At 49.9% G+C, this 26,724-nt stretch carries 17 protein-coding genes; 12 read left to right on the top strand and 5 right to left on the bottom strand.

The window, feature by feature from the left end; translation table 11 throughout:
- The first annotated feature begins 1 nt into the window (after position 1).
- Positions 2–1,042 (top strand): ABC transporter ATP-binding protein, encoded by a 1,041-nt coding sequence (locus OXN82_RS03285; RefSeq protein WP_321211935.1) that lies wholly within the window; start codon positions 2–4, stop codon positions 1,040–1,042.
- Here OXN82_RS03285 and OXN82_RS03280 read toward each other — a convergent pair.
- The 4 genes from OXN82_RS03280 to OXN82_RS03265 all read right to left on the bottom strand — a co-directional run bounded on the left by OXN82_RS03280 (position 1,035) and on the right by OXN82_RS03265 (position 4,536).
- Positions 1,035–2,780, bottom strand: coding sequence for a thiamine pyrophosphate-dependent enzyme (locus OXN82_RS03280; RefSeq protein WP_321211934.1), 1,746 nt, complete (start codon positions 2,778–2,780; stop codon positions 1,035–1,037). The genes OXN82_RS03285 and OXN82_RS03280 overlap by 8 nt on opposite strands.
- A gap of 9 nt (positions 2,781–2,789) precedes the next feature.
- Positions 2,790–3,044: a cytochrome b5 domain-containing protein gene (locus OXN82_RS03275; RefSeq protein ID WP_238523409.1), complete on the bottom strand. Its 255-nt coding sequence runs from the start codon at positions 3,042–3,044 to the stop codon at positions 2,790–2,792.
- A 65-nt stretch (positions 3,045–3,109) separates the two neighbouring features.
- On the bottom strand, positions 3,110–3,661 hold the full coding sequence (gene dps, locus OXN82_RS03270) for a DNA protection during starvation protein (RefSeq protein WP_013295686.1): 552 nt from the start codon (positions 3,659–3,661) through the stop codon (positions 3,110–3,112).
- Positions 3,662–3,744: 83 nt separating this feature from the next.
- A complete protein-coding gene (locus OXN82_RS03265) occupies positions 3,745–4,536 on the bottom strand; it encodes a ZIP family metal transporter (RefSeq protein ID WP_147671943.1) in 792 nt (263 codons plus the stop codon).
- A gap of 150 nt (positions 4,537–4,686) precedes the next feature.
- On the opposite strand from OXN82_RS03265, the gene OXN82_RS03260 reads away from it, so the two are divergent.
- The 4 genes from OXN82_RS03260 (at position 4,687) to OXN82_RS03245 (ending at position 16,899) form a co-directional block, all read left to right on the top strand.
- Positions 4,687–7,437 carry an ATP-dependent DNA helicase gene (locus OXN82_RS03260; RefSeq protein ID WP_321211933.1) on the top strand — a complete coding sequence of 917 codons (2,751 nt, stop codon included), beginning with the start codon at positions 4,687–4,689 and terminating at the stop codon, positions 7,435–7,437.
- 40 nt (positions 7,438–7,477) lie between these two features.
- Positions 7,478–7,894: a YkvA family protein gene (locus OXN82_RS03255; RefSeq protein WP_147671944.1), complete on the top strand. Its 417-nt coding sequence runs from the start codon at positions 7,478–7,480 to the stop codon at positions 7,892–7,894.
- Positions 7,895–8,056: 162 nt separating this feature from the next.
- Entirely contained in the window at positions 8,057–9,490 is a 1,434-nt protein-coding gene (locus OXN82_RS03250) for a carboxypeptidase-like regulatory domain-containing protein (RefSeq protein WP_321211932.1), read from the top strand.
- Positions 9,487–16,899, top strand: a complete 7,413-nt coding sequence (locus OXN82_RS03245; RefSeq protein WP_321211931.1) for a collagen binding domain-containing protein — start codon at positions 9,487–9,489, stop codon at positions 16,897–16,899. Before OXN82_RS03250 ends, OXN82_RS03245 begins: the two co-directional genes overlap by 4 nt.
- Positions 16,900–17,003: 104 nt before the next feature.
- On the opposite strand, the gene OXN82_RS03240 is transcribed toward OXN82_RS03245, so the two are convergent.
- Positions 17,004–19,610, bottom strand: coding sequence for a DNA-directed RNA polymerase subunit A' (locus tag OXN82_RS03240; RefSeq protein ID WP_321211930.1), 2,607 nt, complete (start codon positions 19,608–19,610; stop codon positions 17,004–17,006).
- 220 nt (positions 19,611–19,830) lie between these two features.
- Here OXN82_RS03240 and OXN82_RS03235 point away from each other — a divergent pair, with 220 nt between their 5' ends.
- The 7 genes from OXN82_RS03235 to OXN82_RS03205 all read left to right on the top strand — a co-directional run bounded on the left by OXN82_RS03235 (position 19,831) and on the right by OXN82_RS03205 (position 26,702).
- Complete coding sequence (locus OXN82_RS03235; protein WP_321211929.1) at positions 19,831–20,514, top strand: DUF169 domain-containing protein; 684 nt, start codon at positions 19,831–19,833, stop codon at positions 20,512–20,514.
- 37 nt (positions 20,515–20,551) lie between these two features.
- Positions 20,552–22,234 carry a PAS domain S-box protein gene (locus tag OXN82_RS03230; RefSeq protein WP_321211928.1) on the top strand — a complete coding sequence of 561 codons (1,683 nt, stop codon included), beginning with the start codon at positions 20,552–20,554 and terminating at the stop codon, positions 22,232–22,234.
- 245 nt (positions 22,235–22,479) lie between these two features.
- Positions 22,480–22,893 carry a type VII toxin-antitoxin system MntA family adenylyltransferase antitoxin gene (gene mntA / locus OXN82_RS03225; RefSeq protein WP_321211927.1) on the top strand — a complete coding sequence of 138 codons (414 nt, stop codon included), beginning with the start codon at positions 22,480–22,482 and terminating at the stop codon, positions 22,891–22,893.
- Positions 22,886–23,323, top strand: coding sequence for a type VII toxin-antitoxin system HepT family RNase toxin (gene hepT, locus OXN82_RS03220; protein ID WP_321211926.1), 438 nt, complete (start codon positions 22,886–22,888; stop codon positions 23,321–23,323). The genes mntA and hepT overlap by 8 nt, the downstream gene beginning before the upstream one ends.
- A 199-nt stretch (positions 23,324–23,522) precedes the next feature.
- Positions 23,523–24,392 carry a nuclease-related domain-containing protein gene (locus tag OXN82_RS03215; RefSeq protein ID WP_321211925.1) on the top strand — a complete coding sequence of 290 codons (870 nt, stop codon included), beginning with the start codon at positions 23,523–23,525 and terminating at the stop codon, positions 24,390–24,392.
- Between the two features lie 121 nt (positions 24,393–24,513).
- On the top strand, positions 24,514–25,326 hold the full coding sequence (locus tag OXN82_RS03210; protein WP_321212145.1) for a DUF368 domain-containing protein: 813 nt from the start codon (positions 24,514–24,516) through the stop codon (positions 25,324–25,326).
- Positions 25,327–25,460: 134 nt separating this feature from the next.
- Positions 25,461–26,702, top strand: a complete 1,242-nt coding sequence (locus tag OXN82_RS03205) for a putative PEP-binding protein (RefSeq protein ID WP_321211924.1) — start codon at positions 25,461–25,463, stop codon at positions 26,700–26,702.
- Positions 26,703–26,724: the final 22 nt, after the last annotated feature.

Below are 26,724 nucleotides of genomic sequence, written 5' to 3'. Positions count from 1 at the left end.
CATGAACGTGCTTGAACTCCACGGGATAGGAAAGACCTACAGGGATGTGAGGGTCCTGGATGATGTGAACCTTGAGGTCAGGGAGGGTGAAACCCTGGGGATCATAGGGCCCACAGGGGCGGGGAAAACCAAACTCCTACGTATAATAAACCTCCTTGAAAGGCCGGACAGCGGCGAGATAATCTTCAAGGGTGAAAAAGTGGCTGAGAAGAGGGAGGTGGATGTCAGAAGAATGATGGGGATGGTATTCCAGAACACCCCCGTATTTCGTGGTACCATAAGGGAGAGCATCCTCTACGGCCCCCATGTGAGGGGGATGAAACCAGAGGCCCGGGAGGTCCAGGAGGTCCTTGAACTGGTGGGCCTTGAGGACGCCTCAAGGAAGACCACTGAACTATCTGGTGGTGAGAGGCAGCGCCTGGCCCTTGCCCAGGTACTCATAAACCGTCCTGAACTCGTGCTCCTGGATGAGGCAACATCGAGCCTTGACCCTGTATCCACAAGGAGGATGGAGGAGGTCATAGCTGAGCTTGACGTTACGGTGATACTCACAACCCATGACCTCATCCAGGGTCAGAAACTCTCTGACAGGATCGCCATACTCAACAGGAGGATCCTCCAGGTGGGTGAACCCTGGGAGGTGTTCAGGAGGCCTGCGAGCAGGTTCGTTGCAGAGTTCGTCGGTGCAGAGAACATACTCAGGGGTACTGCCATGGTCACCCCCGACGGTGTAACCATCATAGAATGTGACGGTGTGAGTATCTACTCCTCTGAGGAGGCAGAGGGCATGGTTTCAGCCACCGTGAGGCCCGAGGATATAACTGTATCCTGGGGGAGGGTGGAGTCAAGTGCACTGAACCAGCTCCGCGGTACAGTTAAAGCGATACGTGATTCAGGCTCCCTGCAGGAACTGGAGGTCAGGTGTGGTGGTGAGACATTCACCGTCCACATGACAGCAGGGTCACTCCATGAGATGGGGATCACCACAGGCTCAGAGGTCTGGCTTGAATTCAAGGCATCCGCGGTCCATGTAATCAGATGAAGCGTCTCGGGTCGGTTTCGATGTCCACTACCACCGGTCCATCTGTTCTGAGGGCATCTGAAACAGCATCCTCCAGTTTGTCTGGTTCGGTGACCCGGATTCCCTGGCCGCCACAGTTTTCAGCGAACCCTGCGAAGTCACAGTTCTGGAGTTCGGTCTGCCAGGTGGGAAAACCCTCAACCAGCTGCTCCTGCATTATCATCCCGAGGCTCCTGTTGTTGAGTATGAATACCCTCACAGGGAGATGGTACTTCACAGCGGTGAGAAATTCAGCCATGACCATGGAAAACCCCCCATCCCCTGTTATACATGCCACCTCCCTGTCGGGGAACTCCAGCTGCGCCGCAATCGCAGCCGGAAGCCCGAATCCCATTGAGCCAAGGTACCCCGAGAAGACGAGCCTCTGGGTGCCCTTCATCTGGAAGTTCCTTCCAAACCACCAGCCGTTCTCACCAACATCAAGTGATATGATGGCCCCCTCATCAAGGAGGTCATTGAGGACGGCCATTATGTACTGTGGCCTCAGGGGCGTTGAGGATGAGTCGATTTCAGATTCAAGAAGACCCAGCCACCTCTCCCTGAGTTCCCTGAGCTCTGCCCTGTAGGACTCCCTCCTCCTCTTGCGGGTCATGGAGAGAAGCTCAGGTACTGTGAGTGAGGATCGGCCCTCAAGGCCCATCTCAACCGGGTGGCGCCTTGCGATCATGAGGGGGTCTATGTCAATCTGCAGGATCCTCCCAGGGGGTAGCTGTGTGAGGTCAGAAAAGGATGAACCGATAACAATGAGGAGATCCGATTTCCTGACGGCCTCTGCAGCCGCAGTGGACCCCAGGCTCCCGTGACAGCCCAGGTAAAGGGGGTGGTCGTTGTCAACAACCCCCTTGCCCCTGAATGTGGTCACAATACCGGCCCCTATCCTCTCTGCAAGTTCAACAACGCCTTCAGCGGCTTCCAGCGCCCCGAAACCAGCGATTATTATGGGACGCTCTGCAGAATCAATTAGTCTCGCAGCATCCTTCAGCTGAGGTCTGGGTGCGGTCACCGATACCGGGGCGATTGAACCGGCCAGCGGCCTCACATCGGCAGTGCACTCCATTGTCTGGACGTCCCTGGGGACATCAATATGAGAAACACCCCTCTCGATGATGGCGTGTTTCAGGGCCTCCCTCACAATCTCCGGGGTCTCATCAGGGCTTATGAGGGTCATGTTGTACACTGTCAGGGACTCGAAGAGGCTGTGCTGGTCTATCTCCTGACTTGCACCTGTCCCGATCCTGTAGGTCTCAACCTGTCCGGTCACGGCTATAACAGGTGCCCTGTCAAGGGCCGCGTCCAGAAGCCCGGTTATGAGGTTCGATGCCCCCGGACCAGCGACTGCCAGGCAGACTGCAGGGTTTCCTGTGAGTTTGCCATAGGCTGAGGCCATGAATGCCGCCGCTGCCTCATGGCGCACCTGTATGTACTTCACGTCACTGTTCCTTCTTATGGCATCAACAAGTCCCAGTGTTGATGTACCCGGGATCCCGAAGACGTACCTGACTCCCCAGGCTGCAAGCTGTTCTATAAAAACATCAGAGACCGTCCTCCCTGTCCCCATGGATCTGGAACCCAGCCTCACAAACGCGTCCTTTGGTGCGTTGCATACCGGGCAGCGCCATTCCACTGGGAGTGAGTCGAATTCACCCTCATTTTCCTCATGGAAGATGTAATTGCATACCGTGCACCTGAAGTCTGCCATCTGAAGCCCTCATTTCACCTTCAGGGTACCAACCACAGGGAACCTTTCAAGGAGTTCCCTGCCATGGGGGGCTTTCTCCAGCTCATGGGTGAGATCCCCTCCTGCCCTGTGGATGACCTGGTGACGGCCATCCCTCCATAGGAAACTCTCTGATACATCATAGACAATCCCGTCACATGCAACGTATGCGGGACCTGAAATTCCATCAAATTTTCTGAGATCATCAGGGGTGAACTCCCTCATTCCACCACCCAGCCGCTTCACTTCTGGCCCCATTTTCTTCAGGATACTCCGTTGTTAACTCAGCCATCCCAGCACCATGGGAAAGACTATTCAAGGAATTTCCTCACAAAGGGTGATGTTTCACCGCGCCTCATGAAGTGCCCTGATGGGCCCTCACCCAGGAACTCTGAGAACCATGACTCATGCTGTATCTCCTCGTGGAGTATGGAGAGTGCCAGGTCATAGGTTCTGTGGTCCTTACCGGCCGTTATATTGCATATGTGGGTGTACTGCCTCACAGCGCACCTCTCTGCGGCAACAAGGACCTCAAGTATCTTCATGGTGTCAGTGGTCTTCTCAGGGAGGTATGCCGGGGGGCAGCCTGAGATATCATGGAATTCCTTCATATCCTGTGGGAGTTCACCTCCAAGTTCGTATATCCTTGGGACAAGTGCCTCAAAGTGGTTACGGTCCTCTATCCTTGCAGATTCCGCTATCTCCTTTATTCCCTCACCATCAAGGCCTATCAGGTTGGCCCTGAGTATCGTGTAGTAGTAGAAGGTTGTGAGTTCCGCCGCGGCGTTCTTCACAAGGAGTTCAACGAGTTCATCCACATCTATACCTGAATTTTCAACCATTTCACGGGTAACCCTGGCCATACTATCACCTCTGAATATTATGTAGGACATCCCTAATAAAATGTGATAGTGAATATCCTTCCAGGGTAATTTCTGAAAAAATTTCAGGAAAGGGCCAGGTCAAGTATCATCATGAGAACAAAGCCTAAAAGGGCTGATACCGTTGCAAGGTCCGTGTTACCACCACTCTGGCACTCGGGGATGATGTCCTCTATCACAACGAATATCATGGCACCCGCAGCAAAGCCCAGGGCGTAGGGCATGACCCATGAGAATGAGTAAACCAGAATAGCGCCTGCAAGACCCCCGAGGATCTCAACTAGACCCGATACCTGGCCGTAGGTGAAACTCCTCCATTCGGATAAACCCTCACCCCTCAGTGGCAGGGAGACCGCGGCCCCCTCAGGCAGGTTCTGTATACCTATACCCAGGGCCAGGGTGATGGGGGCTGCAAGTTCACCTGTGGCTGCAGCGGCCCCGAAGGCAACGCCAACCGCAAGTCCCTCCGGGATGTTGTGTATGGCAACGGCAAGAAGAAGGAGCCTGTTCCTCTTCCAGGTGGTGGGGAGCCCCTCTGCATCCTCAGGGTCGCATCCAGGGTGAAGGTGGGGTATGATCTTATCCACACCTGAAAGGAAGAGTCCCCCTGCAAGGAAACCAAGGGCCGGCGGTAACCACTCGGCATACCCGTTGAGGGCTGAAAGTTCAATTGCAGGGACCAGGAGCGACCAGAAACTTGCAGCGATCATTATACCCGCTGCAAAGCCAAGTGAGGAGTCAAGGAGTTTCCTCTCAGCCCTTACAGGCAGAAAAACCAGGGCCGCCCCTGCAAGTGTCATGAGCCAGGTGAAGACAGTTGCAAGGAATGCGTTGAGGATGGGGTCCGCAGGGTTCATTGTAGATTGTATGTCTGTGGTAAGCTAATAAAGTTACACAGGAAAACACATCTTGAGAAATCGGTGACTAGAATATCACCACCGGGATTGCTGCACTGTTACCGGGGAAAACATTAATATATTCACCACCCAATCTATGAAACAGTCACGATGACAGGATCACTCTGCAGGAAAGGGGAGGCGTGTACAGAGAGCCAGAAGAGAGCCGTTAAGAAGACCGACGGGCCACTTGTAATTGTGGCAGGACCCGGCGCCGGGAAAACAAGGGTTCTTGTTGAGAGGACAGCTTACCTTGTTAAAAGAAAGGGTGTTAGCCCGGAGAATATACTTGTTATAACCTTCACAGAGAAGGCGGCAGATGAGCTGAAGTCAAGGCTCATAAACTGCGTTGGACTGGACGCCGAACTCATGCAGATATCAACCATACACTCATTCTGCAGCACCATACTCAGGGAGCACCCCGAGGAACATGACCTTGGAGCCGGATTTGAGATCCTGGACGAGGAGTCCCAGCTGATGTTCCTCAGATCGGTCTTCTACAGGATCGGCCTCAACAGCTTCATGAATATGGGTGAGGTCCATGAGGCAATCGAATTCTTCAACAGGTGCACCGAGAACTGCGTGGACCCTGACGAACTCAGGGAGGCCCTCAAAAAACGTTACCCTGATAAGAGGAGATACCATGGCATGGCAGCCTGCTACAGCCAATACCTGAAGGCCCTAAGGGATGAGAAGAAGATAGACTTCCCTGGACTTGAAAAGGAGGTTTGCCTCCTCCTTAAATCAAACGAGGATGTTCTTGAATCTGTCAGAAATAAATACAGGTACATAATGATCGACGAGTACCAGGACACGAGTCCCATCCAGGAGAAGATATTCAGGAGGATAGCAGGACCCGAATCAAGCATATGCGTTGTTGGGGATGAGGACCAGAGCATCTACGGGTTCAGGGGCGCCACCCCCGAGAACTTCATAAGGTTCAGGGACAAATACGATGCAGAGGTGGTGTTCCTTGAGGACAACTTCAGGTCAAGGGCCGGGATAGTGCTCACAGCCGACAGGTTCATGAGGGGGGAGAGACACTACAGGAAAACCATAAAGCCTGTGAGGGGCGGCGGAACAGACGTTGTGATACTCAAAAGCCGTGATGTTAACTCCGAGGCCCGAAACATAGTATCCTTAATAAAGAAACTCAAATCCACAGGCAAAATCCCCGACTATGGATACGTTGCACTTCTATTCAGGAGCGTGCGCTACCATGCAGACAAGGTACTGAGGGAGCTCAGAAGGGAGGGGATCCCCTACATAGTCCGCGGTGACGGGTCATTCCTCAAAAGGTACGAGGTAAGGAGGATGCTCTACTTCCTGGCCTACGTGGACCCCCCCAATTATGATGGTAAATTCAGTAAGAAATGGGGTGGCTGGTGGAACATCTCCATGTTCCGGGGCGACTTCCTTGATCTGGGTAAGGAAACACTGGAGGCCCTTGAATCCCTTGAGAGGGATGTGAAACTCTCGGATTTCACCTCAATCCAGGAACTCCAGGATGCGGGTATCAGGGGTGAGGATGCAGAGAAGATACTCGGCCTCAACCGGATCCGGGAGGAAATTGAACAGGGCTCACTGAGTGTCCTCCAGACCTTCTACAGAATACTGGAGGTGACGGGTTACCTCAGAAGACTACTCCTTGATGGTAGTGACAAGAGCAGGGCAAGGATATTCAACCTCGCAAAGCTCAGTTCACTCATAGACAAGTACGAGACCATAAAGCCGGGGGCCAGGATACAGGACATCCTCTGGTACCTATACCTCCTCCCCCAGCACCTCCACCACGACGAGGCCGTCCTGGAGGACCCGGCATCAGTGAAGGTGATGACAGTCCACCAGGCAAAGGGCCTTGAGTTCCCGGTTGTGTTCATCTGCTCGGTCATAAAAGGAAGGTTCCCTGGTATAAAGAGAAGGAGAAAGGAACTGGTGCCCATCCCCCAGGAACTGCTTCTCTCATCTGGGGAACCCGAGGATGAGGACCGTAGGCTCTTCTACGTTGCAATGACGAGGGCACAGGACGCACTGATCATCTCCACCGCACCCAGAATCAACACGAGGAAGGTGGGTATCTCCCCATACATCACCGAGTTAAGGGAGAAGTGCGGGATATACGAGTGTGAGTGCACATCCATTGAGGGGTGCCTTGAGAGGGAGTGGTCAGAGGAGCCCCTGAGGATCAACTTCTCGGCCCTCTTCACCTACGAGGAGTGCCCCTTCAGGTACATGATGATCTACCATTACGGCTTTGTCTACCCTGAAACATTCATGCAGCGCTACGGTATCATACTCCACAGGTGCCTCGAAGAGTTACACCTTGCAATGAAGAATTCAGAGGACATAAACGGGGCATTCATAAGGGAACTCGTTGAAAGGTGCTGGATACCCATGGGGAGAGACGATGAGGTGAAAAAGAGGCGCCTTGAAAGGGAACTCCTCAACTACTACCATGACAGCAGGGACCATATAGCGGAGGTTGTATCGGTGGAGGAGCCATTCTCCATACCCGACGATGATATAATAATTGAGGGTCGGACCGACCTCATCATCAGGAACTCTGAGGGTGAACTGGAGCTTGTGGACTTCAAGGCCCGGGAACATGGGGGGATTGAGAGGATGGGACTCGAATACCAGCTCAGGACCTATGAGTATGCACTGAGGGACAGATACAATTTTGACAGGCTCTCTGCATACGCAATAAGGGACTCCATGAGGATGTCATTTGACTCCGACCCCAACTTCACTGTGAGGGAGAGGATAGAGGAGACAGTTGAGAAAATAAGGAGTGAGTGCTTCGAGCCCCGCAGGAATCAGTTCTGCTCAAGGTGTGTATTCAGGAACTTCTGTGGGGTATAGCTGATGGAATTTACGCATATGGGTGATTGAGGTGTTTCTTATGGATTTCACGCATTTCTATGATGTTTTACGGGAGAACATTAACAGTTACCGTGGAGAATATGAGAAGATAGTGGACTACGCCCCGGATCTCTTCCGGCTGCTGGCTGACGTGCTAAGGAATGATGAGCTGGGGAGTGATGAGCGGCTGAGGATATCCGCTGCCATGGGCTACCTGGTGGCCCCCTACGATGTGATACCCGAGGAGATCTATGGTCCACATGGATACATAGACGACGTGTACCTCTGCGCCGTGGTTATTGAGGAAATTGCATCCAGGCACGGGTACGGGTTCCTGGAGGAGTACTGGGCCGGTGATGAGGACCTTGAATACGTGATTGAGGAGTGCATGGAGAGGGCCTCGGAGATACTGGGGGAGAAAACAGAGGAAATACTCTCATATGCCGGTTTGAGGTGAAAGGTCTAAGTTTTATGATTTCCAATATTACTTTAATATGATTTTTATATGAAAAGCCCTATTGTTTTAAGAAATTTTATTTTTTAATCTTAAATTAAAAAATTTTAAATACAGCTAGATAGAATAATATAATCATTAAAGGGGTTCTGGGGGGGGTAAATTTTGAAGGATTTTCTTTATGGAACATCCTCCTTAAAAGAAGCTGCATGCACTGGATTTGCAATTCTTATACTTTTACTCACTTTATTTGCCCTGGCAGGCTCAACTTCCGCCGCTGAACTCAACGACTCGGCAATACCGCCGCCCGGCATTGACCCATACGGGACAGTGAAGTCCTGGAATGGGGACCCGATTGAAAATGCAACCGTTAAGGCCATTCAGGGTGGTGCGACAGTTGCAGAGAACACCACCAGTTCATCGGGAACCTACAACCTTATTCTACCTCCAGGCACCTATGAAATTGTGGCATCAGCCGAAAATTACACCCCATCATCACTTATTCTTGACGTGAATGAACCCCTCGAGGTTAACTTTGAACTTGCATACCCCAACTCATTCTACGGCACAATCCATGACGCCTCCGGCGCGCCACTGGAGAACGTCATCGTTGAGGTCCGTGACCAGCTGGACGTCACCATTGCAGAGAACTACACAGATTCTGCTGGCAGATACATGGTGAACTACGGCAGATACTTTGATGAACACCCCGGAGTAATACAGGCCTACCTTGCTCTCGTGGCCTTCCGCGGAGACCTCTTCACAGAGAGGTACAACATCCTCATGGACCGTGGTGAATCATCACGCTTTGATTTTGAAATGGAGTACCGCACCTCCCTCAGGGGCACTGTGAGGGGCCAGGAAACCCTGCCATCAGGTATCCCTGTAACAGTCCTTCTTGAGGGCGAGAACCGCACAGAGTACACCGACCCCTATGGTAACTTCTACTTTGAGTTCAGAGAGGATGAGGTCCCCCTCGTGAGGGGTGTGATGGTGGAAGCATATGGTTACCACCCCTGGAGCAGTGACCTCACCCTGCAGCCAGGTGATGAAATCTCACTTAATATCGTCCTGAATGAGAGGGCGCTCCTCACGGTTAACGTCACCAACTCAAGTGGGGAGCCCGTTGAAAATGCTGTTATCTCATTCGCTGGAATGGAGGGATACACCGGTGAGGATGGCTCAGTTAAACTGGCCGTCGAAACAGGAGAACTCACCCTTCATGTTTCACATCCACTCTACGCCCCTGAAACCAGAACAATTCAGGTTGTTGATGGTGAAAACACCCTCAGCATTGAACTCATAAGGCTCGGGCTTCCGGTTGAGGTTAGGGGAACCGTGGTTGATAGGGGAATACCCATTGAGGGCGCCGAGGTTGTCCTTGAATCAGGCTCATTCCGGTTAAGCAGGTACACCACTTCCAGTGGGGAGTACGCCTTCAGCACAGATGACCACCCCCTCCTCACATCAGGTGTTCCTGTGACACTCAGTGTGCAGATGTGGATGTATAAACCCTACGCTGAGACCTTCACAGTCCCTGAGGCAGGGGATTACAGGGAAATTGAACTTGAACATGAAACCACACTGGGGGTTATGTGAGTGACCCCGATGATAACATCGTATACGTGGATGTTACCCTCAGCTACACCCAGAATGGTGAACCTGTTGAGCTGACAGCGGGTCTTGATGAGGGAGGCCATTACCTCTTCTATGGTGTTGGACCCTCAGATACAGGCACATATGACATCCGCGCGTATCACCCACTCTACAGACCCTACCATGCGGTCATAGCCCTGAACATGTCATCTGAAAATGTTCATAACATCGTTATGGGCTACTATGACGGCTCAGCATCCTTCAAGGTAGTGAACTGGGATGGAGAGCCGCTGAGTGGAGTGGGCATCCAGCTTGATGGACCCGCCTACCTCTACAGGGTCACCGGGGCGGATGGGGTTGCACTCTTCAACCACATCCCCGATGGCCTCTGGACCTACACCATGGGGCCCTACGGCTATGTACCGGTCACCGGTAATTTCACAATCACTGATGGTAGCAGCGAGTCACTGACTGTGAGGCTCATAAGGATGGGGCTTCCTGTGACACTGCAGGGTCACGTCTATGACTCAATGGGCGCACCGCTACGGGGTGTCAGGTTGAACTTCTGGCCTGACACACACCCTGGATACACATCCATATGGGGCGACACGAATTCAGAGGGGTTCTACATCTTCACAACCCAGAATTTTCCTGAACTGGTATCAGGCCTCTCAGGTCACCTCAAAACCTACCTGTCACACTACCGTGACGCAGACATCTACCTGTTAATGGGTGAGGGTGTCACAACCCAGGACATCCACCTGGACCTCTGGCCCTCAAATATCACGGTTAATGTTACTGACATTAATGGCAACCCTGTGGCCGGTGAAACCGTCTACCTCTATGGTCCGGACAGGTTCAGCGGCACCACAGGTGCAGATGGTCTTGCTGTATTTGAACACTGCCCGGCCTCAGAGTACTGGAATGTCTGCATCTACCCCACTAACTACTACTACTGGGACGGCTACTGGTACACCCTCACAGAGGACCGGAACCTGACTGTCAATGTCACACTGGTTCCAACTACAGTTCCTCTTGAGATAAAGGGTACCGTGGTTGATGACGTGGGGGTTCCAGTATTCAATGTTAAGGTGGACCTCATCTACATAAACGCAGACCAGCAGGTTGTATGGAGTTCAGTAAGGACAAATGGCTCAGGTAAATTTGCCTGTAACCTTTACGCAACAACAGCCAACCTCATGAGGCTCGTATTCTCAAAGGATGGTTACAGGAACCTCACCGTGGATATTATGCCCTGGGAGTTACCTGTGAACAGAATTTTCACCCTTCAGCTTGATGTGGAGGAAACAGGCAGGGTGCAGGGTTACATAAGGAACTTCCTGGGTGAGCCGCTCTCAGGGATAACCGTCACAGCATCAAGGTTAGGTTACCCCAGCATCTCAAACATCACAGATTCCAGCGGCTTCTACAGCTTCGACCTTCCAGCCGGAAACTACATCTTCACAACCTCCAGCCCCAGCCATATAACCGTGAGTAAGGCCACAACGGTTGCACCCAACCTCATAATCCCTGTGGACTTTGAACTGCACCTTAAAAACTCAGTTTATGGTAGGGTGCTCCATGCGAACCTTGACAGGGACCCCTCACCTCTGGAGGGGGCTGTTGTGGAACTTTTAATGGATGGTACATCAGTTGCATCCACCATCACAGACTCTGAGGGAAGGTATGAAATAGCCGCCCCCATATCAGGATCATATAACCTTACAGCGGCACTACACCCGTATGAGCCTGCATCAGAAGAAGTTAACCTCCAGGAAAACTCAGCCCTATTCAGGGAGATCATACTGTATCCTGGTCCATACTCAGGCATCCATGGTACAGTAACAGATGCCATAACCGGCCTTCCCATGGGGGGCGTCACCGTGACCCTCAGACGTTACATCGGTGAATTTGTTGACCTTGAAATTGAAGTGCTCACAGGTTCAGATGGATCATACAGCTTCCAGTCACTGTACCCATGGAGAACCTACACCCTGGACTTTGAAAAAGCAGGCTACGTACCTGTGAGGGACCTCTGGTTCTTCCCTGGACCTGGAGAGGATATCGAACACGATCAGGTGCTTCAGCCACTCCTATCAACGATGGTTGAGGGCCAGATACTCTGCTGGGCCGGGCCACTTCAGGGTGAGGTGTTCCTTGATGGTGCCATCAGCATGGTCACGGGCCCCGATGGCAGATTCGAGTTCACCGATATCATACCTGGCTACCATGTACTCACAGCCTATGTGAGTGGCTGGGCAGAGTCCGTCTACTTCCTCCTTGGAAACGGGGAGCACCTCCACCAGGATGTTGTCTTCAGGACCTTCGTAATGGACAGGTACCCCTCACCAGGTGAGGTCCTCAGGGAACTTCAGAGTGTGGGTGTGAGGCTCTTCGGTGGAAGGGATGGTGCTGCAGCCACACTGAACCTCTACCCTGGAACAGCCCCCACAGGGACACCACTCCCGGGGATACTCTCATGGACAGGGGACTGGCTGATATTCACACCCTCCTCAATGCCCCCCAGGGGCCCCTGCACAGCCAGGGTTGAGGTGCCAGGTGAGGTAACAGCGACCTGGACATTCCAGTACCTGCCACCAACAAGTAATCCACCAGTTATTACATCTGTAACCCCAGCCGATGGAAGCTTTTTCAGAAAACCATCCTCCCTAACCATAAAAGCCACATTAATCAATGACCCTGGTAACGGTCTCTCTGATTACTCTGACATAACTTTTGATGGAGTTGTAATTCCAGGGACTGTAACAGGCAATATTCTAACAGGTAGCTGGCAGATAATGTCTGAAGTCACAGCAGAACCAGGAAGATGGCCACTATCAGATGGCTGGCACACCATCAAGGTAAGGGCATTTGACCTTCAGGGACTCTACTCAGACTATGAGTGGAAGATATGTATTAGCAATCAGGATGGGCCACGGATATACAATGCCTCCGTATCCCCTGTATTTTCACCCATCCACGGGTTCATGAATATATTTGCTAATATCACTGAACCATTGAGTAGTGTCTATCTCTACTTCAATGAGGGACCCCTTAACATTGGGACTTTTAATGAAAATATCACAAAGTGCTGGGATGGATCTGTAAATAATATCAGGCTCCCTGATGGTCCAGTATCTTTCCATATGGTGGGCGTGGGGATGGATGGTTATTTTTCAAACATAGTTTATTTCTCAACGGTTATAGACAGCACCGGCCCATCAATTACCATATCCGGACCGGACATTTTCAACACAAGGTACCCTGAGATAACAGGCTTCCTTTCAGATCCCGCTGGAATCGGGGGCTTCAATGTGACGTCCTCAGCTGGCACTGTGAGTTACAGCTTCTCATCCACAAGTTTCCATGTAAATATGGAAGTTCCATCAGACGGCTACTACACCCTTCTCTTCAACCTCACGGATACACTGGGCAACAGCAGAACCGTAGCCCATAAAATACTGGTAGATACCATAAAACCCGTTATAAAATTCATCAACCCACGGGAGAACGATACGACACGTCCAGGTACATTCCTTAGTTTCAGGTTGATCGATAACACATGCTCAGGTCTTGCAAGGGCCTATCTAATGCATAAGTCAAGGAAGTACCCTGCCCCCAACCCTGCAAACCTGGAGGTGTTGCTGGACGGTCAGAACATCACAGACAGACTCATCTACAGTGAGAGAACCTATATAGATGTTGTGAGTGGGAACACACCATATGGATATGATTACCTCGCATCCCTTGGAAGCGTTCTTGTTGGGTACAACCCCGTACCCTACGAATACCTTAACTCTGGTCTGCATGTTCTGAAGGTTACAGTGAGGGACAGGGCAGGGAATGAGGCAAGTGATGAGATCCATTTCTCAACCATAACAGCCATACCAGATATAACTGAGATAGACATGGGCATGACTTCCGGTGAAAATGAGACCCTCACAATGATATTTAATGTTCAGGAAAACTCAGATGGGGGTTTCGATAAATTCATACTTGAAATCGATGGGAAGGAGATAGATTCAATCCCAAATGTAAATATCGGGCCGGAGCTCTATCAGTGTACCCTCAAATACATTATAAAGAGGCAGTTCAGTGAAGGTCCGCATACGGTAAGTTTAACTGTCATTGATAGAAGGGGCTACAGAAACACCCTTGAAACAGGCTTCTATCACCTTGAGAGGGTGCCTGTGAACCTTTCCTCAGTTACTCCAAGGTATGAGTACATACCGGACATCATGGTTTACTCAGGAAACCACACACATCAGCTGCGAATAGACCCATCAAGCAGGTTCCTCCCTGGAAGCAGTGCCCTCTATGGTTACTGTGACATGGATGGACCCAGTAAAGCTCTTCTTACAACAAGCAATGAAAGATCATCAAACAGATTTCTTCCAATGGGGGGGCAGCTCTCATTCACCGTCGCGGAAACACCATTCGTTGATGCAAGCGGCGCAGAGTTCCTCTCACTCTGGATGACTGACATATCTGTTGAAACAAATATTAACTGGGGATGGGGTGGTGCCATACTGGCATACTTTGATGATGGCCGTGGATACAGTCTCCTGGTAAATGGAACCGCAGGTATACTGGGCTTTGATCTCCTTAGCGCCCTGAATCCCCCTGCAATACTTTACGCAAAACACGAGGCGCCCTGGGTGAACTGGGGTGGAATAGTCCACGACAGTGTAGCGTCAGCCAGAGGCGCAGATGGAAGGTTATGGAATAATTACATTCTAAAGATACCCCATGGACTCAACAGGGGTCATATAAGAGTTATATTTGTCTGGGAGACAGTTAACTGGTTCCAGGGCAGTATAAGAGACTGGAGCTCTGTGTTGAAAAAAACGGTATCTGTATCCTCAAAGATAGACAATGTTGAATTCATCAAATCAGTTGTGGATAGTGTTTACCCATCCCCAAGAGAAGAAAATGTTCCGCTTAGACCCACTATATGGGCCCACTTCAAGGTTCCACTAGATCCTAGAAATTTCACAGGCAACACCCTCCAGATAAGAACCCCTCAGGGAGGAATAATAAATGGTACAGCATATTATGACACCTCAACGAATAAAGGATACTTCACGCCCATAGAGGAACTTGGAGGTCTCAGGAACTACCTTGGATATATTGGATCAGATATAAGGACAATTTACGGTAGAATACTTCCAAAACCAGATCCCTACAGATGGGAATTCCAAACAAGAATTGGTGAGGCAAGAATATGGCAGACCATCAGGTACAACGGAGAGGACTACTGCATATTCCTCCTCTGGGCGGCAGGAAGTGGTGGCTCACCCTCATATCTCCCCTCAGGATCAGCGCTTCAATCAACATATGGAACTCTGCTTCAGATACATGTCCTGAAGAAGGTTGGAGACAATTACTATGAATTGGGGGACCCTGACCTTGCATATACGATATTTCAGGCAGCCGAGAGGAAGGCATTCTACAGCAAATTCATACCAGGATACTCTGAACTTGTAAGCGACTCACTGACCGAATGGGTTGAGGACAGGGCAGATACATGGAGTGGTGAGGCCCTCAGATTCCTCAGCTACCTCTTCTCAAACCCTGCCCCCATCCCAGATGATGAGGACGTCATAAAGGATATGATCGCAATGATCCTGGGTGATGGATCAACCGCCACCACACTCACAGGAGTCCAGCAAGCCCTATCATGGTTCTCAATGGGCATTTCAGGTTCCAGCAAGGTAAATGATCTTGTTGAAAAGCTCAGAAAGATGCAGGCAGAGAAGGCAGGCAAACCATTCCAGGCCACGGTGGTTAAGGATGTTCTTAAGATAGCGGAGCTGGTAACTGGAGAACTGCAGTTTCAGAGGGAGCTCTGGGAGTTTCTATTTAAATGCATGTGGCAACTCAGGGTTACAGAAGCCTACAGGCCCCAGCTGGAAGCCATCCTGCCATACACTTATGGAAGCACCCATGAGGCAATAGAGGATATGCTATCCGCCGATATAAACAGCATCCAGAATGAGATCGCTTTAAAGGTCATCAAGCACATTGGGGTCCAGTCATTTAATATAATAAGAGATAAGGTATTTGAAGTAATCTCAAAGAACCCATATGGTATGGTGGTGATAACAACATTCAAGGTCTTCTTCGCCCTTGCAACAAAGTTCACCAGATGGGATGATGTACATGCATCAACACATGTTGCCCTTGCATATGCCAATGCAGAGGACAGCTTCTATAGTGCATGGCTGGGTCATGTTAACACCTTCAAGTTAATACCCTCAGACAGTGTCACGGTCTATGATACATCACTTCCAGCTCTGGCATCAAGGCTATGGTACGCTTCAGGTGGAAACTTCTACGATGCTATGGTTAAAATAGGAAGAATAGTCAGAAACTGGCCCACCTCAGACAGGGAATCATGGGATAAAGCAATAGCCAGTTATGAGATTCGTGCGACGGATTACCTCAAAAGAAGCAGTAACTTCATTCCAGAGGTTCTAACATCCACTGCAGACATAATGAACCTCTTGCCGCTGATAAAGGTGGGTACGGCAGGTAAACCCTCAAGCATATATATTGGAGCGCATTCACCTGTGGCACTCCTTGTAACAGCACCTGACGGCCGCAGGATAGGATATGACCCCACACGCCCTGAGGGTCAGAGAATAGTCAACGACTTCGGTGCCAGTGCATTCTACAACAGCCCCTACAGTGAACCCCAGGTCATGGTGATACCTGCAGGTATAGGGGAGCTCAGGATACAGGCCTTCGGGGTTGACACAGACACTTACAGGATAACCGTTGAGGTCCTCGATGAGGATGGAAACCCCATCTCAGGTTCAGAGTGGACCGGTAACATAACCCCCGGTGTCTATAAATTCTTCAGCATCCTCATAGACCAGTACGGTTCAACCTACAAATACGATGGCAGGGCACCGGTTATCAGGGTTACAGGCGTATCAGGTGGTGGAAGGTACACCGGTACAGTTAAACCCCTCATATCAGTTGCCGATGACAACCTTGAGGGGTGGTTCGCAACACTCAACGGTAAACTCTACACAGGGGGCCCGGTAAGTTCACCGGGTGTTTACACACTGGTTGTGAGGGCCACCGATGGAGTGAACGTGGTCTACAGTACAGTGATCTTCATGATACAGGGGGTTTCACCTGTGAAGCCACCCAAGGAGGGTGAACACGGCGAGGAGGGTGAACACGGCGGTGTAATGGAGACTGCAGCTGTAACAGCTGTGTACACTGTTTCAGGTGCTGTGAGTGAGGTCCCCTCAAGGGCTGTGGTACCACCCACTGAAATGGTTAACGTTACACCCACGGGAATGAGGGGAGGATATGACTACACATGGCTTGCGGTGTCTCTCCTGGTGTCAGTGCTCATAATTGGGGTGTACGGGGCCCTTAGAAGGAGGAATACATGAAGATATGATCATGGCCATTCCATAGAAGTTTCATATTTCAATTCCGCGAGGTCCCCAGCAAAAAACATCTTTTCGCCCACTTTCTTAAATAACTGAGGAATCATCTACTTCGATTTAGAAGATATCCTTATTTCCTCCACTAATCTGTCAAGGTCCACGATCTTCCCGTAGTCGCTCTTAGCAGGGTCAACACCGTCCTCACCAAATCTTGTCTGTATTATAAATCCCCTGTTGTCAACGACCTTCTCGTCCTCGTTGACTTTGAGGTCCCGGAGGGCGTTTACAAGACGCCTCTGCATGTAACCGCTCTGTGAAGAGCGAATTTCTTTATTAACAAGGCCTTCCCTTCCACCTATAGCGTGGAAGAAGAATTCTATGGGGTCTAGGCCTTTCATGTAGCTTGAGTGTATGAATCCACGGGACTTTGCACTGATTTCTCCCTTCCTGAAGTGTGGAAGTGTTCTCTTATCATATCCTCTGCTTATTCGACCACCCCTCACTGACTGCTGCCCCAGAAAGGCTGATATCTGTGTGAGGTTGATCATGGAGCACTTAATACTGGTTCTGGTCATTATGAATGCATGATTCCAGTCCATGCCCAAGCAGTTTTCCACTATTTTTTCTGAGGTTTCCCTTGCATTCCGAAGGATGTCCATTATCTCTATCTCCAAGGTCAACTCAGGGCTTTTATCAGACAGAAGTTCAAGCGTTCCGTTCTCATATGCATCAACCATCTGGTCAATTCTTGACTCTGCTATTCTGAGCTCTTCAGTTATCATATCTTCGGCATTCTCTGTAATCTCAAAATCCCTGATGCTTACTGTGAATCCTGTTTTCATCAGGTATGTTAGTGCCAGCCTCATTGAGGATTCCAGAAATTCGCTTGCCTTTTTTGCACCGTATTCTCTTATTATTTTATTAAGCAATTTACCTGAAAATGCTCCGCAAGCGTCTTTATCAATTACTCCAGCCTTGAGCTCTCCATTTCTTATTATAACATAAGCATCATGTTCACATTCCTCTTCAAGACATTCCTTGCATTTTTTGCATGAGTCTACCTTGAAGGTCGTGTTAAGATCATCAGGGAGTATAAGGCTGAATATTTCTTTCCCACTCCATTTCCTACCCTCTCTGGATGGTAATGGTATTCCAGCCCTTTTTAGTAGCTGGAGTGCATCCTCTTCATCAAATTCCGCATTTTTTGTCAGCAGATATAAACCTGAGGTATGATCATTTATAGAACCTATGATAGGGCCGCCAAACCTTGGTGACAGAAAATGCTCCTGGACAATCATAAGTGTCCTTGCATCTCCTATTGATTCTTGAGTCTGGAGTACATGCAGGTTCATCTCGTCCCCGTCGAAGTCTGCGTTGTATGGGGGGCAGACGCACGGGTTCAGACGGAAGGTCTTGTAGGGCAGGACGCGGACCTCATGGGCCATCATGGACATCCTGTGGAGTGAGGGCTGACGGTTGAACAGGACTATGTCACCATCCTTGAGGTGCCTTTCAACAATGTAACCTGGTTTCAGGTTTCCAGTAATAATCTTTCTGTTCTTGGTGGAGATCCTTATTTTGCGGCCGTCTGGTCTTATAACGTAGTTGGCGCCGGGGTGTACGTCGGGCCCGTTCTCTATGTATTCTCTCATGCGGTCTATGTTCCATTCTGTAACGTAGACCGGTACTGTGACCTCCCTGGCTATGATCTCAGGGACTCCCACCTCGTTGATGCTTATGTTGGGGTCCGGTGAGATGACGGTACGGGCAGAGAAGTTAACCCTCTTTCCTGAGAGGTTGCTCCTGAACCGCCCCTCCTTACCCTTGAGCCTCTGGGCGAGGGTCTTGAGGGGTCTGCCAGAGTGGTGCCTTGCAGGGGGGACACCGGAGGCCTCGTTGTCGAAGTAGGTTGTCACGTGGTACTGTAGGAGTTCCCAGAGGTCCTTGACGATCAGCTGGGGTGCCCCTGCCTCCATGTTCTCCTTGAGGCGCTGGTTTATCCTGAGTATATCCCTGAGTTTGTGGGTCAGGTCGTTCTCTGACCTCTCACCGGTTTCAAGTGTTATTGATGGCCTCACAGTGACAGGTGGAACCGGGAGGACTGTGAGGACCATCCATTCGGGCCTTGCAACCTCGGGGTTGACTCCCAGGATCAGTGCGTCGTCGTCGGTTATCCTCTCAAGCCTCTCCCTCACCTCGCTGGGTGTTAGCTTGTAGTCACCCTCAACGATGGAGACTGGTTTATCAAGTTTTATTTCCTCCTGTTCCTCCCCACAATGTGGACACTCCCAGCGCCTGACCTCTGTGTATATCTCCTCTATTATGGGCGTGAGGCTCTCCTCCTTCTCCATCGCCTCAAGTATCCGCTGCCTGTACTCTTCAATCTCCACCTCTGTAAGCAGGACCCTGCCGCATTCTCCGCAGATTGACCTGAGGATCTTGTGTATTGTATCCGCGAACCCCACGTGTATAACGGGTCTTGCCAGGTTTATGCTTCCAAAGTGCCCGGGGCACTCACCACCCTTGGCCCCACATGTCCTGCACCTGAGGCTGGGGTCTATGACACCAAGCCTCGGGTCCATGAGCCCGTTCTCGATGGGGTACCCGTCCTCATCATAGGTGTCCGGTGTCACAACATTGGTAACGGACATCTTCCTTATATCCTCAGGGGACATGAGACCAAAATTTATCCGGGAAATTTTCTTTAATGCCATATTACCCCCGTTAATATTACCTGATGTTTATTTCACATTAAACATGTAACTGAAGGTCTGGGAGAATGATTTATCTAAGATTATAAATCAAATAGTGACATTTAAGTTTTTATATTTGATATCCATTCAAAAACTTTAAAAGGTCTGAATTTGATTTGACTTGTAATTTTTTGGTAAAACTAATAAGAACAGTCATGATATAGATAAACGTGGTGTTACCATGAATCACATTGAACTGGGGGAGAAACTTAAGGAACTCTTAAAACTTGAAAATGAACCTGTGGCCATAAAATGGTCCGTCAGGGAGCCAGCCGACATTGAAAGGGAGAATGGTAAATCAAGGTTCTGTGAAAAACTCGTGAAGGCAATGAATGGGGAGGTCTTCTATGCGACCAGTGATGAGGAGGAGTGCATGGGGGGTGCAAGGTACACTGGCCTGAGGGATCCATCCGAGTTCCCTGCGAACATGCGAAGCGGCGCTTTCCTTGTGCCCATGGGGGTCTACAGGAACATACCGGCGGTGCAGCGCTCATGGAGGGGTAACATGAACGTTGAAGCGGGTATCTTCAGAGCCCTTATATTCGCCCCCCTTAAACTTGCTGAATATGAGCCAGACGTCATATTTATCCTCTGCAATGCCAGGCAGGCAATGGAGGTCCTCCATGCCAACGCCTATGACTCAGGTTCACATGGCCTTGGGGCCGACTCTGGACCCATATGCAGTTCAATGGCAGCACTCCCCTACCTCACAGCTAAGGTGACCTATGGTTTCGGGGATGTGGGCTCAAGGAGGTACATGGGCTTGGGGGATGATGATGTCATGGTGAGCATCCCCGGAGGTGACCTGCAGCGTATCGTCTTGAACCTTGAGGAGATGAGGACCAAAAAGCTATTCAGGGGTTGATGATGAAACATAAATTACTGCTCAAGGGCTGAGGTGAATGTTCAGGATTCTTCTCGTGAAGGATGGCGATGGTGCTCCTGACTTAGAGGAAAAACTGAGGCGCCATGGTTTCAGTGTGGATGTGGCCACAAGTCTTAAAGATGCCAAGAAAACTGAATCAGACCTGATCCTCATATACACAACCCCCCAGAGGGTGGGTGATTGGGTTCCTGGAGACACCGGGATCCCCCTCATGTACCTCATAGACTTTGAGGATGAAGGGAATCTTGTATTAACCTGTCCATATGGCTGCATTGAGAAGCCCGTGGATGATGGTGACCTTAAAAGCTGCATTGATTTTGTCATGAGCAGGATCATCCTTGGGGAGGAGCGCTACAGGAAACTCTTCGAGTACATCGATAGCTGCGTGGCCGTCTATGAGGCGGTTGATGATGGCGAGGACTTCGTAATCAGGGATTTCAACCGTGCCGCTGAACGTGTTGAGGGCGTGAAGAGTGAGGAAATACTGGGAAGGAGGGTGACTGAGGTCTTTCCAGGTCTGGATGATTTCGGGCTCCTCGAGGTTCTAAGGAGAGTATACAGGACTGGAAGGGCAGAGCACTTTCCTCTTGCCTTTTACAGTGATGATAGAATAAGCGGATGGAAGGAGAACTTCGTCTACCGCCTCCCATCAGGTGAGGTGGTCGCGGTTTACAGGGATCTAACAGAACGTAAACAGCTCGAAGAGAAGCTTAAGGAGAATGAGCGCTTATACAGGAGCATATTCGAGAATACCGGTTCTGCGACAACCATAGTTGATGAGGACACCACCATACTGATGGTTAACAGGGAATTTGAGAGACTCAGCGGCTACTCCAGGGAAGAGATAGAGGGCAAGAAGAGCTGGAGGGAATTCTTAGCAGACGAGGACCTCAAGAGAATGGAAGAATATTACCATCTCTGGATGAAAGACCCTTCACTTGCACCAAGAATCTATAACTTCAGGTTCCGTGACCGTCATGGTAACATAAAGTACATAAGGATGAACGCGGATCCCATCCCCGGAACCACAATGATCGTGGCTTCACTTGTTGATGTCACAGATATCAGGGAGGCTGAAGAGGAGATACTCAGGTCCCTCAGGGAGAAGGAGGTTCTTCTGCGGGAGATACACCACAGGGTCAAGAACAACCTCCAGATAATATCAAGCCTCCTGAACCTTCAGCTTTCAAGGATAGGGGATGAAGAACTCCGTAAAATAGTCAGGGAGAGTCAGGGAAGGATAAAGGCCATGGCCATGATACATGAACACCTTTACCAGTCAGAGTCACTGGAGAGGGTCAATTTCAGGGAATACGTGGAGAAACTGGTTGGGGACATAATCATATCCCATGGGGTAAGTGTCAGGAAAGATCTTGAGATTGAGGACATAGAACTTGACCTGGACACCGCCATTCCCCTGGGGCTGCTCATCAACGAACTTGTAACCAACAGCATCAAGTATGCATTTCCTGATGGAAGAGGCACCATAACCATAGGTATGAGAAAGGCCGACGGTTCAGTAGAACTGGTGGTGGCAGATGATGGTGTGGGTCTTCCAGAGGATATTGACCCCTCAAGTACCGATACACTTGGACTTAAACTTGTGAGTCTCCTCACCGACCAGCTGAACGGTAAGATGACACTGGATGTGGAGGGTGGTACGAAATTCAGTATGGTTTTCAGGGACAGGGATGAATAGGTTGTAGCCATTAAACATACCTTCGTAATAGTGACGTTTAACGAAGATATTGCTCTGATGAAAATGAAGTCCCACTCAAAAGCTCCGGGTCATCTTAATGTCTTGCGTGATGAAAATAAAATGCCCCGAAAAACCTCCGGATTCATCGCCACATATACCTCATACGATGGAGATACCTGCATTTCGCACCGAATCTGCACCAGCCTAAAGATTATTAAATGAAACATGACATAATATGAAGCGTCATGAGAGAACTCCAGAAAAAACTTGGAAATTATTTTAAGGATAAGGATGAGGTCAGGCTGGCATACCTCTTTGGTTCGGTTGCAGATGAGAAAGAGGGACCACTCAGTGACATAGACATAGGGGTTCTGCTCGAAGATAAACTTGACAGGAACGCAAGGGCCAGGATGAAACTCAGGATGATATCAGAACTCACATCCATTCTCGGCTCCGACAAGATAGACCTCGTGATAATGAACGATGCACCACCCCAACTGAACTATGAGATAATAAAGGCACGAAGACCACTCACTGAAAACCCCACCCTCAAGGTGGGCTTCGAGCAGAGGATACTCTCAGATTACCTTGACAGGAGATACTACGACAGAAGATGGTTCAGGAATTACCTGAAAAGGAGAAGATGGAAAAATGAATGAAACTGAGAGAATAATTGAGCGGATAAAAACCATGACATCCTATGTTGATTTCCTCCGGGAGCACAGGGTATCAGAGCGGGAACTCCTGGATGATTATATCCTGCGATCCGCCATAGAAAGAAATCTCCAGCTTGCAATCGAATCAGCTCTTGATGTCGGAGAGATGGTAATCTCAATGGAAGACCTTGAGAAGCCAGAAACCTACAGGGACATTATAGAAATCCTTGAAAAACACGACATACTCCCATCTGATTTTGCAGAAAGGTTCTCTGAAGCCGCGGGTCTCAGGAACATCCTCGTCCACATGTACACCGACGTTGACCCGTCAATCATAGCCGAGATCCTCAATGAAAGACTTCATGACTTTGAATTTTATTCAGAATCCATTTTAAGGTTCCTTAGGGATAAATACTCCGATGAATTCAGATAAGGGGCAAATATGAAATCTGGTTTTAATTGATCCGCCTGGCATGTTGTAGATGACCACCTCTCTCGAAGGGTACTGGTTGCCGCACTGTTTATCATTCACTGACAGTATTGTCATAAGCACACAAAACAGCACACATGGAAAAGAATATAATCACCTCCCCCCTATAAGTAGGAAAGGGAAATCTCTTTCAAGTGATATCATGGCCTACCTCATATGCGAGAACTGTAACCACTACTGGCAGATCAACAGTGAGGATGAATTCTGGGTATTCCACACGTGTGATGAATGCGGCTCACCACTCCTCTACGTTAAAAACTTCAATGAATACCGTAAAATCACCAAAGTTGTCCCTGAATCCATCAAAAAAACCCACACCCAGAGGAAAGCCAATAAATACCTGAGGCTCTGGAGGGGCGGGCGCCTGATCCTCATTGCAGGGGCATTGATGACCCCTGCCGGAATATTACTTACAGTCACAGGCACGGCATGGGGCATCACACCATTTCTGCTGGGAATCATTCTCATGGCCCTCTCTGTACCACTGAGCAGGGCCAGTGAAAGAAGGGGTGTGGGCTGGAGAAAGGGACATGAGGGTGAACTCATAGTAACGAACTGCCTCAGACGCCTGCCTGAAGGGTATCACATCCTGAACGACATCCAGCTCCCAGGGGCATACGGGAACATGGACCACGTGGTTGTGGGGCCAACAGGGGTCTACGTGATAGAGACAAAGTCCTATTCAGGGAACTACATCGTGAAGGGTGACCGCTGGTTCCTTAACGATGAACTCAGAAAGGAGGAGGTCAGGTCACCGTCCAACCAGGCCAAGAGGAATGCCGCAGCCCTCAAGGAATTCCTTGAATCCAGGGATATCTATGTCTCATGGGTTAATGCTGTGGTTGCATTCCTCAGCGAATCCTGCACCATCATGGAGGAGGATGAGCACTGCAGGATCCTTAAGCCCTGCCAGGTCCCGGAGCATATAATGGAGAGTCGCCTCATGCTGGGTGAGAGCAAGGTGAAAAGGATAGTGGATGCCCTGAGAAAACATGCCTCAGAGGTCTGGTAGGGTTACATTTATAAGGTGGCTGGTTATAAATATCTTCTTCAATTCATTATCATGGAGGATTCAAATGGATTACTATGACAGACTCAGGGGGTTCCTGGCAATATTCCTCAGGGGACTCTTCATGGGAAGCGCGGATGTGATGCCCGGTGTCTCGGGCGGGACAATCGCACTCATAACAGGTATCTATGAGAGACTGGTACATGCAATAAGTAAGATAAGGTTCGGATTCATAAAGCCCCTCATCACCGGCGACCTTGATGGTGCCCGGAAGTCCCTGAGGGAGGAGGTCGACTTTGAACTCTTCGTACCCCTCCTTGCAGGTATAGCCTGTGCGATTCTCACACTATCAAAGGTTATACTCTTCTTCATAACCACCTACGTGGCATTCACCTACGCATTCTTCTCAGGCCTCATACTCGCCTCTGCATATGTGGTCTACCAGAAGATAGATGGTTTTTCACTCAAAAACCTGGCATCAGGTGCTCTGGGTCTCATATTCGCCTACCTCTTCGTGGGCCTCAACCCGATACAGGCAAACCACACCCTCCCTGTTGTCTTCATATCTGGATTCGTGGCCATATGTGCCATGATACTGCCGGGTATCTCAGGTGCATTTCTACTTCTCCTGCTGAACCAGTATGAGTACATGCTGGGTGTCCTGAACCGTATGGCCATCGTTGAAATATTCACATTCCTTGCAGGGGCGGCTATCGGTATAATGAGCTTCTCAAGGGTTCTGGATTACCTGCTGAGGAACCATGAGGCCGTTACCATGTCATTTCTTGTGGGCCTCATGATAGGTACCCTGAGGCTCCCCTACAACAAGATAGCGATGGTGGATACCACCTCCATCATAATATCCTTGGTGATTGGTATAATCGGATTTGCCCTCGTCATGATACTTGAGAGCAGATTCGACTACATAGACTACTGAAATTTAATTATTTCTCTTACCTAAACCCAAAATTTATTAATTTTTCCTTTAATTTACTGGAATGTTCAAATTGGAAGGAATTCTGGTGCAGATTGAGCATACTATTTTAACATGATTAAACATATATAAACCATATGCAGATCCTGAGGGGTGTGGGTGCCGGTGCCGGAAGGCGAAGCGGCAGGGTGCGTATAATAAGGAACCTGGAGGATGCTTGCAGTCTTGAATGGGGAGAGGTGGCTGTCCTCAAAAAGATAGCCAGGGATATGCTCCCTGAAATCAAAAGGGCAGCCGCTGTTATAGCAGATTACGGTGGACTCACGAGTCACGCCGCAATAACACTCAGGGAACTTGGAATACCGTGCGTACTTGGAACAGAGACCGCCACCAGAGTCCTCAGGGAGGGCATGATAGTCACTGTGGATGGTAAAACCGGGAACATCTACCGGGGCGTCATGGACTGGGCGTCCAGGGATGATGTGATTGGCTTCCATGAGACAGCCACAAAGGTCATGGTGAACCTGAATTTCCCGTGGCTCGCAGCAAGGGTTGCTGAATTCGCCGACGGCGTTGGCTCTGTAAGAATAGAGAATATGGTAATAGAGACAGGAAAACACCCCTACCTGCTTTTGAAGGAAGGTGAACTCTCCAGGGTCCTTGAAAGTGGTCTTGAGGAGATACTTGAAGCATTCCACCCGAAACCGGTATGCTTCAGGACATTCGACATTCCGACAGATGAACTCACACACCTCCGTGGATATACTGAGCCCCAGGAGAGAAACCCCTTCCTGGGTATGAGGGCCATGAAAAGGGATCTAAGGGATACTGAGGTCCTGAAAGCAGAATTTGAGGCCGTGGGAAATCTCCTGGATTCTGGATACAGTAACCTTGAGCTGAAGTTTCCCTTCATAAGGGATATTCCTGAATATGTCCAGGCAGTTGAAATCCTTGATGAATCAGGCATAAGACCCCACAGGGACCTCAGGGTGGGTGCATCCGTTGAAACACCATCCATGGCACTCCAGATAGATGAACTCCTTGATGAAGGCGTGGATTTTGTCTCACTTGGCCTCAGTGACCTCACCATGTGCAGCCTTGCAGCCGACAGAAGGAGCACCCGTGTTGCACGTATCTTCAATCTATCACACCCGGCGGTCCTGGGAATGGTTGAGGAGGTGGTTGTTGCGTGCCATGAAAGGGGTGTGGAGGTCTATGCTGCTGGATACGCTGCAACAAATTACGTTCTGGTGAGGAAACTCGTTGAGATGGGTGTCGACGCCGTATCAACAAGCCCCGATAAGGTCCTCAGGATGAGATCATTCATCGCCAAGGTGGAGGACTCACTGATACTAAGAGGCATGGGAAGAAACAGTTAAAAAAGCGCCAATACTCAGCAAA

This window comes from Methanothermobacter sp. DP (assembly GCF_026692625.1).
In the GTDB taxonomy this organism is placed as follows: domain Archaea; phylum Methanobacteriota; class Methanobacteria; order Methanobacteriales; family Methanothermobacteraceae; genus Methanothermobacter; species Methanothermobacter marburgensis.
The sequence above is the reverse complement of the archived record's forward strand: the minus strand, read 5'-3'. Positions and strand labels throughout refer to the sequence as shown.

Excerpts from the sequence above, each read along its gene's own strand:
- OXN82_RS03285 (WP_321211935.1), top strand. The coding sequence starts at position 2 with ATGAACGTGCTTGAACTCCACGGGATAGGAAAGACCTACAGGGATGTG.
- OXN82_RS03280 (WP_321211934.1), bottom strand. The coding sequence starts at position 2,780 with ATGGCAGACTTCAGGTGCACGGTATGCAATTACATCTTCCATGAGGAA.
- dps (WP_013295686.1), bottom strand. The coding sequence starts at position 3,661 with ATGGCCAGGGTTACCCGTGAAATGGTTGAAAATTCAGGTATAGATGTG.
- OXN82_RS03265 (WP_147671943.1), bottom strand. The coding sequence starts at position 4,536 with ATGAACCCTGCGGACCCCATCCTCAACGCATTCCTTGCAACTGTCTTC.
- OXN82_RS03260 (WP_321211933.1), top strand. The coding sequence starts at position 4,687 with ATGACAGGATCACTCTGCAGGAAAGGGGAGGCGTGTACAGAGAGCCAG.
- OXN82_RS03255 (WP_147671944.1), top strand. The coding sequence starts at position 7,478 with ATGGATTTCACGCATTTCTATGATGTTTTACGGGAGAACATTAACAGT.
- OXN82_RS03240 (WP_321211930.1), bottom strand. The coding sequence starts at position 19,610 with ATGGCATTAAAGAAAATTTCCCGGATAAATTTTGGTCTCATGTCCCCT.
- OXN82_RS03235 (WP_321211929.1), top strand. The coding sequence starts at position 19,831 with ATGAATCACATTGAACTGGGGGAGAAACTTAAGGAACTCTTAAAACTT.
- OXN82_RS03230 (WP_321211928.1), top strand. The coding sequence starts at position 20,552 with ATGTTCAGGATTCTTCTCGTGAAGGATGGCGATGGTGCTCCTGACTTA.
- mntA (WP_321211927.1), top strand. The coding sequence starts at position 22,480 with ATGAGAGAACTCCAGAAAAAACTTGGAAATTATTTTAAGGATAAGGAT.
- hepT (WP_321211926.1), top strand. The coding sequence starts at position 22,886 with ATGAATGAAACTGAGAGAATAATTGAGCGGATAAAAACCATGACATCC.
- OXN82_RS03215 (WP_321211925.1), top strand. The coding sequence starts at position 23,523 with ATGGCCTACCTCATATGCGAGAACTGTAACCACTACTGGCAGATCAAC.
- OXN82_RS03210 (WP_321212145.1), top strand. The coding sequence starts at position 24,514 with ATGGGAAGCGCGGATGTGATGCCCGGTGTCTCGGGCGGGACAATCGCA.
- OXN82_RS03205 (WP_321211924.1), top strand. The coding sequence starts at position 25,461 with ATGCAGATCCTGAGGGGTGTGGGTGCCGGTGCCGGAAGGCGAAGCGGC.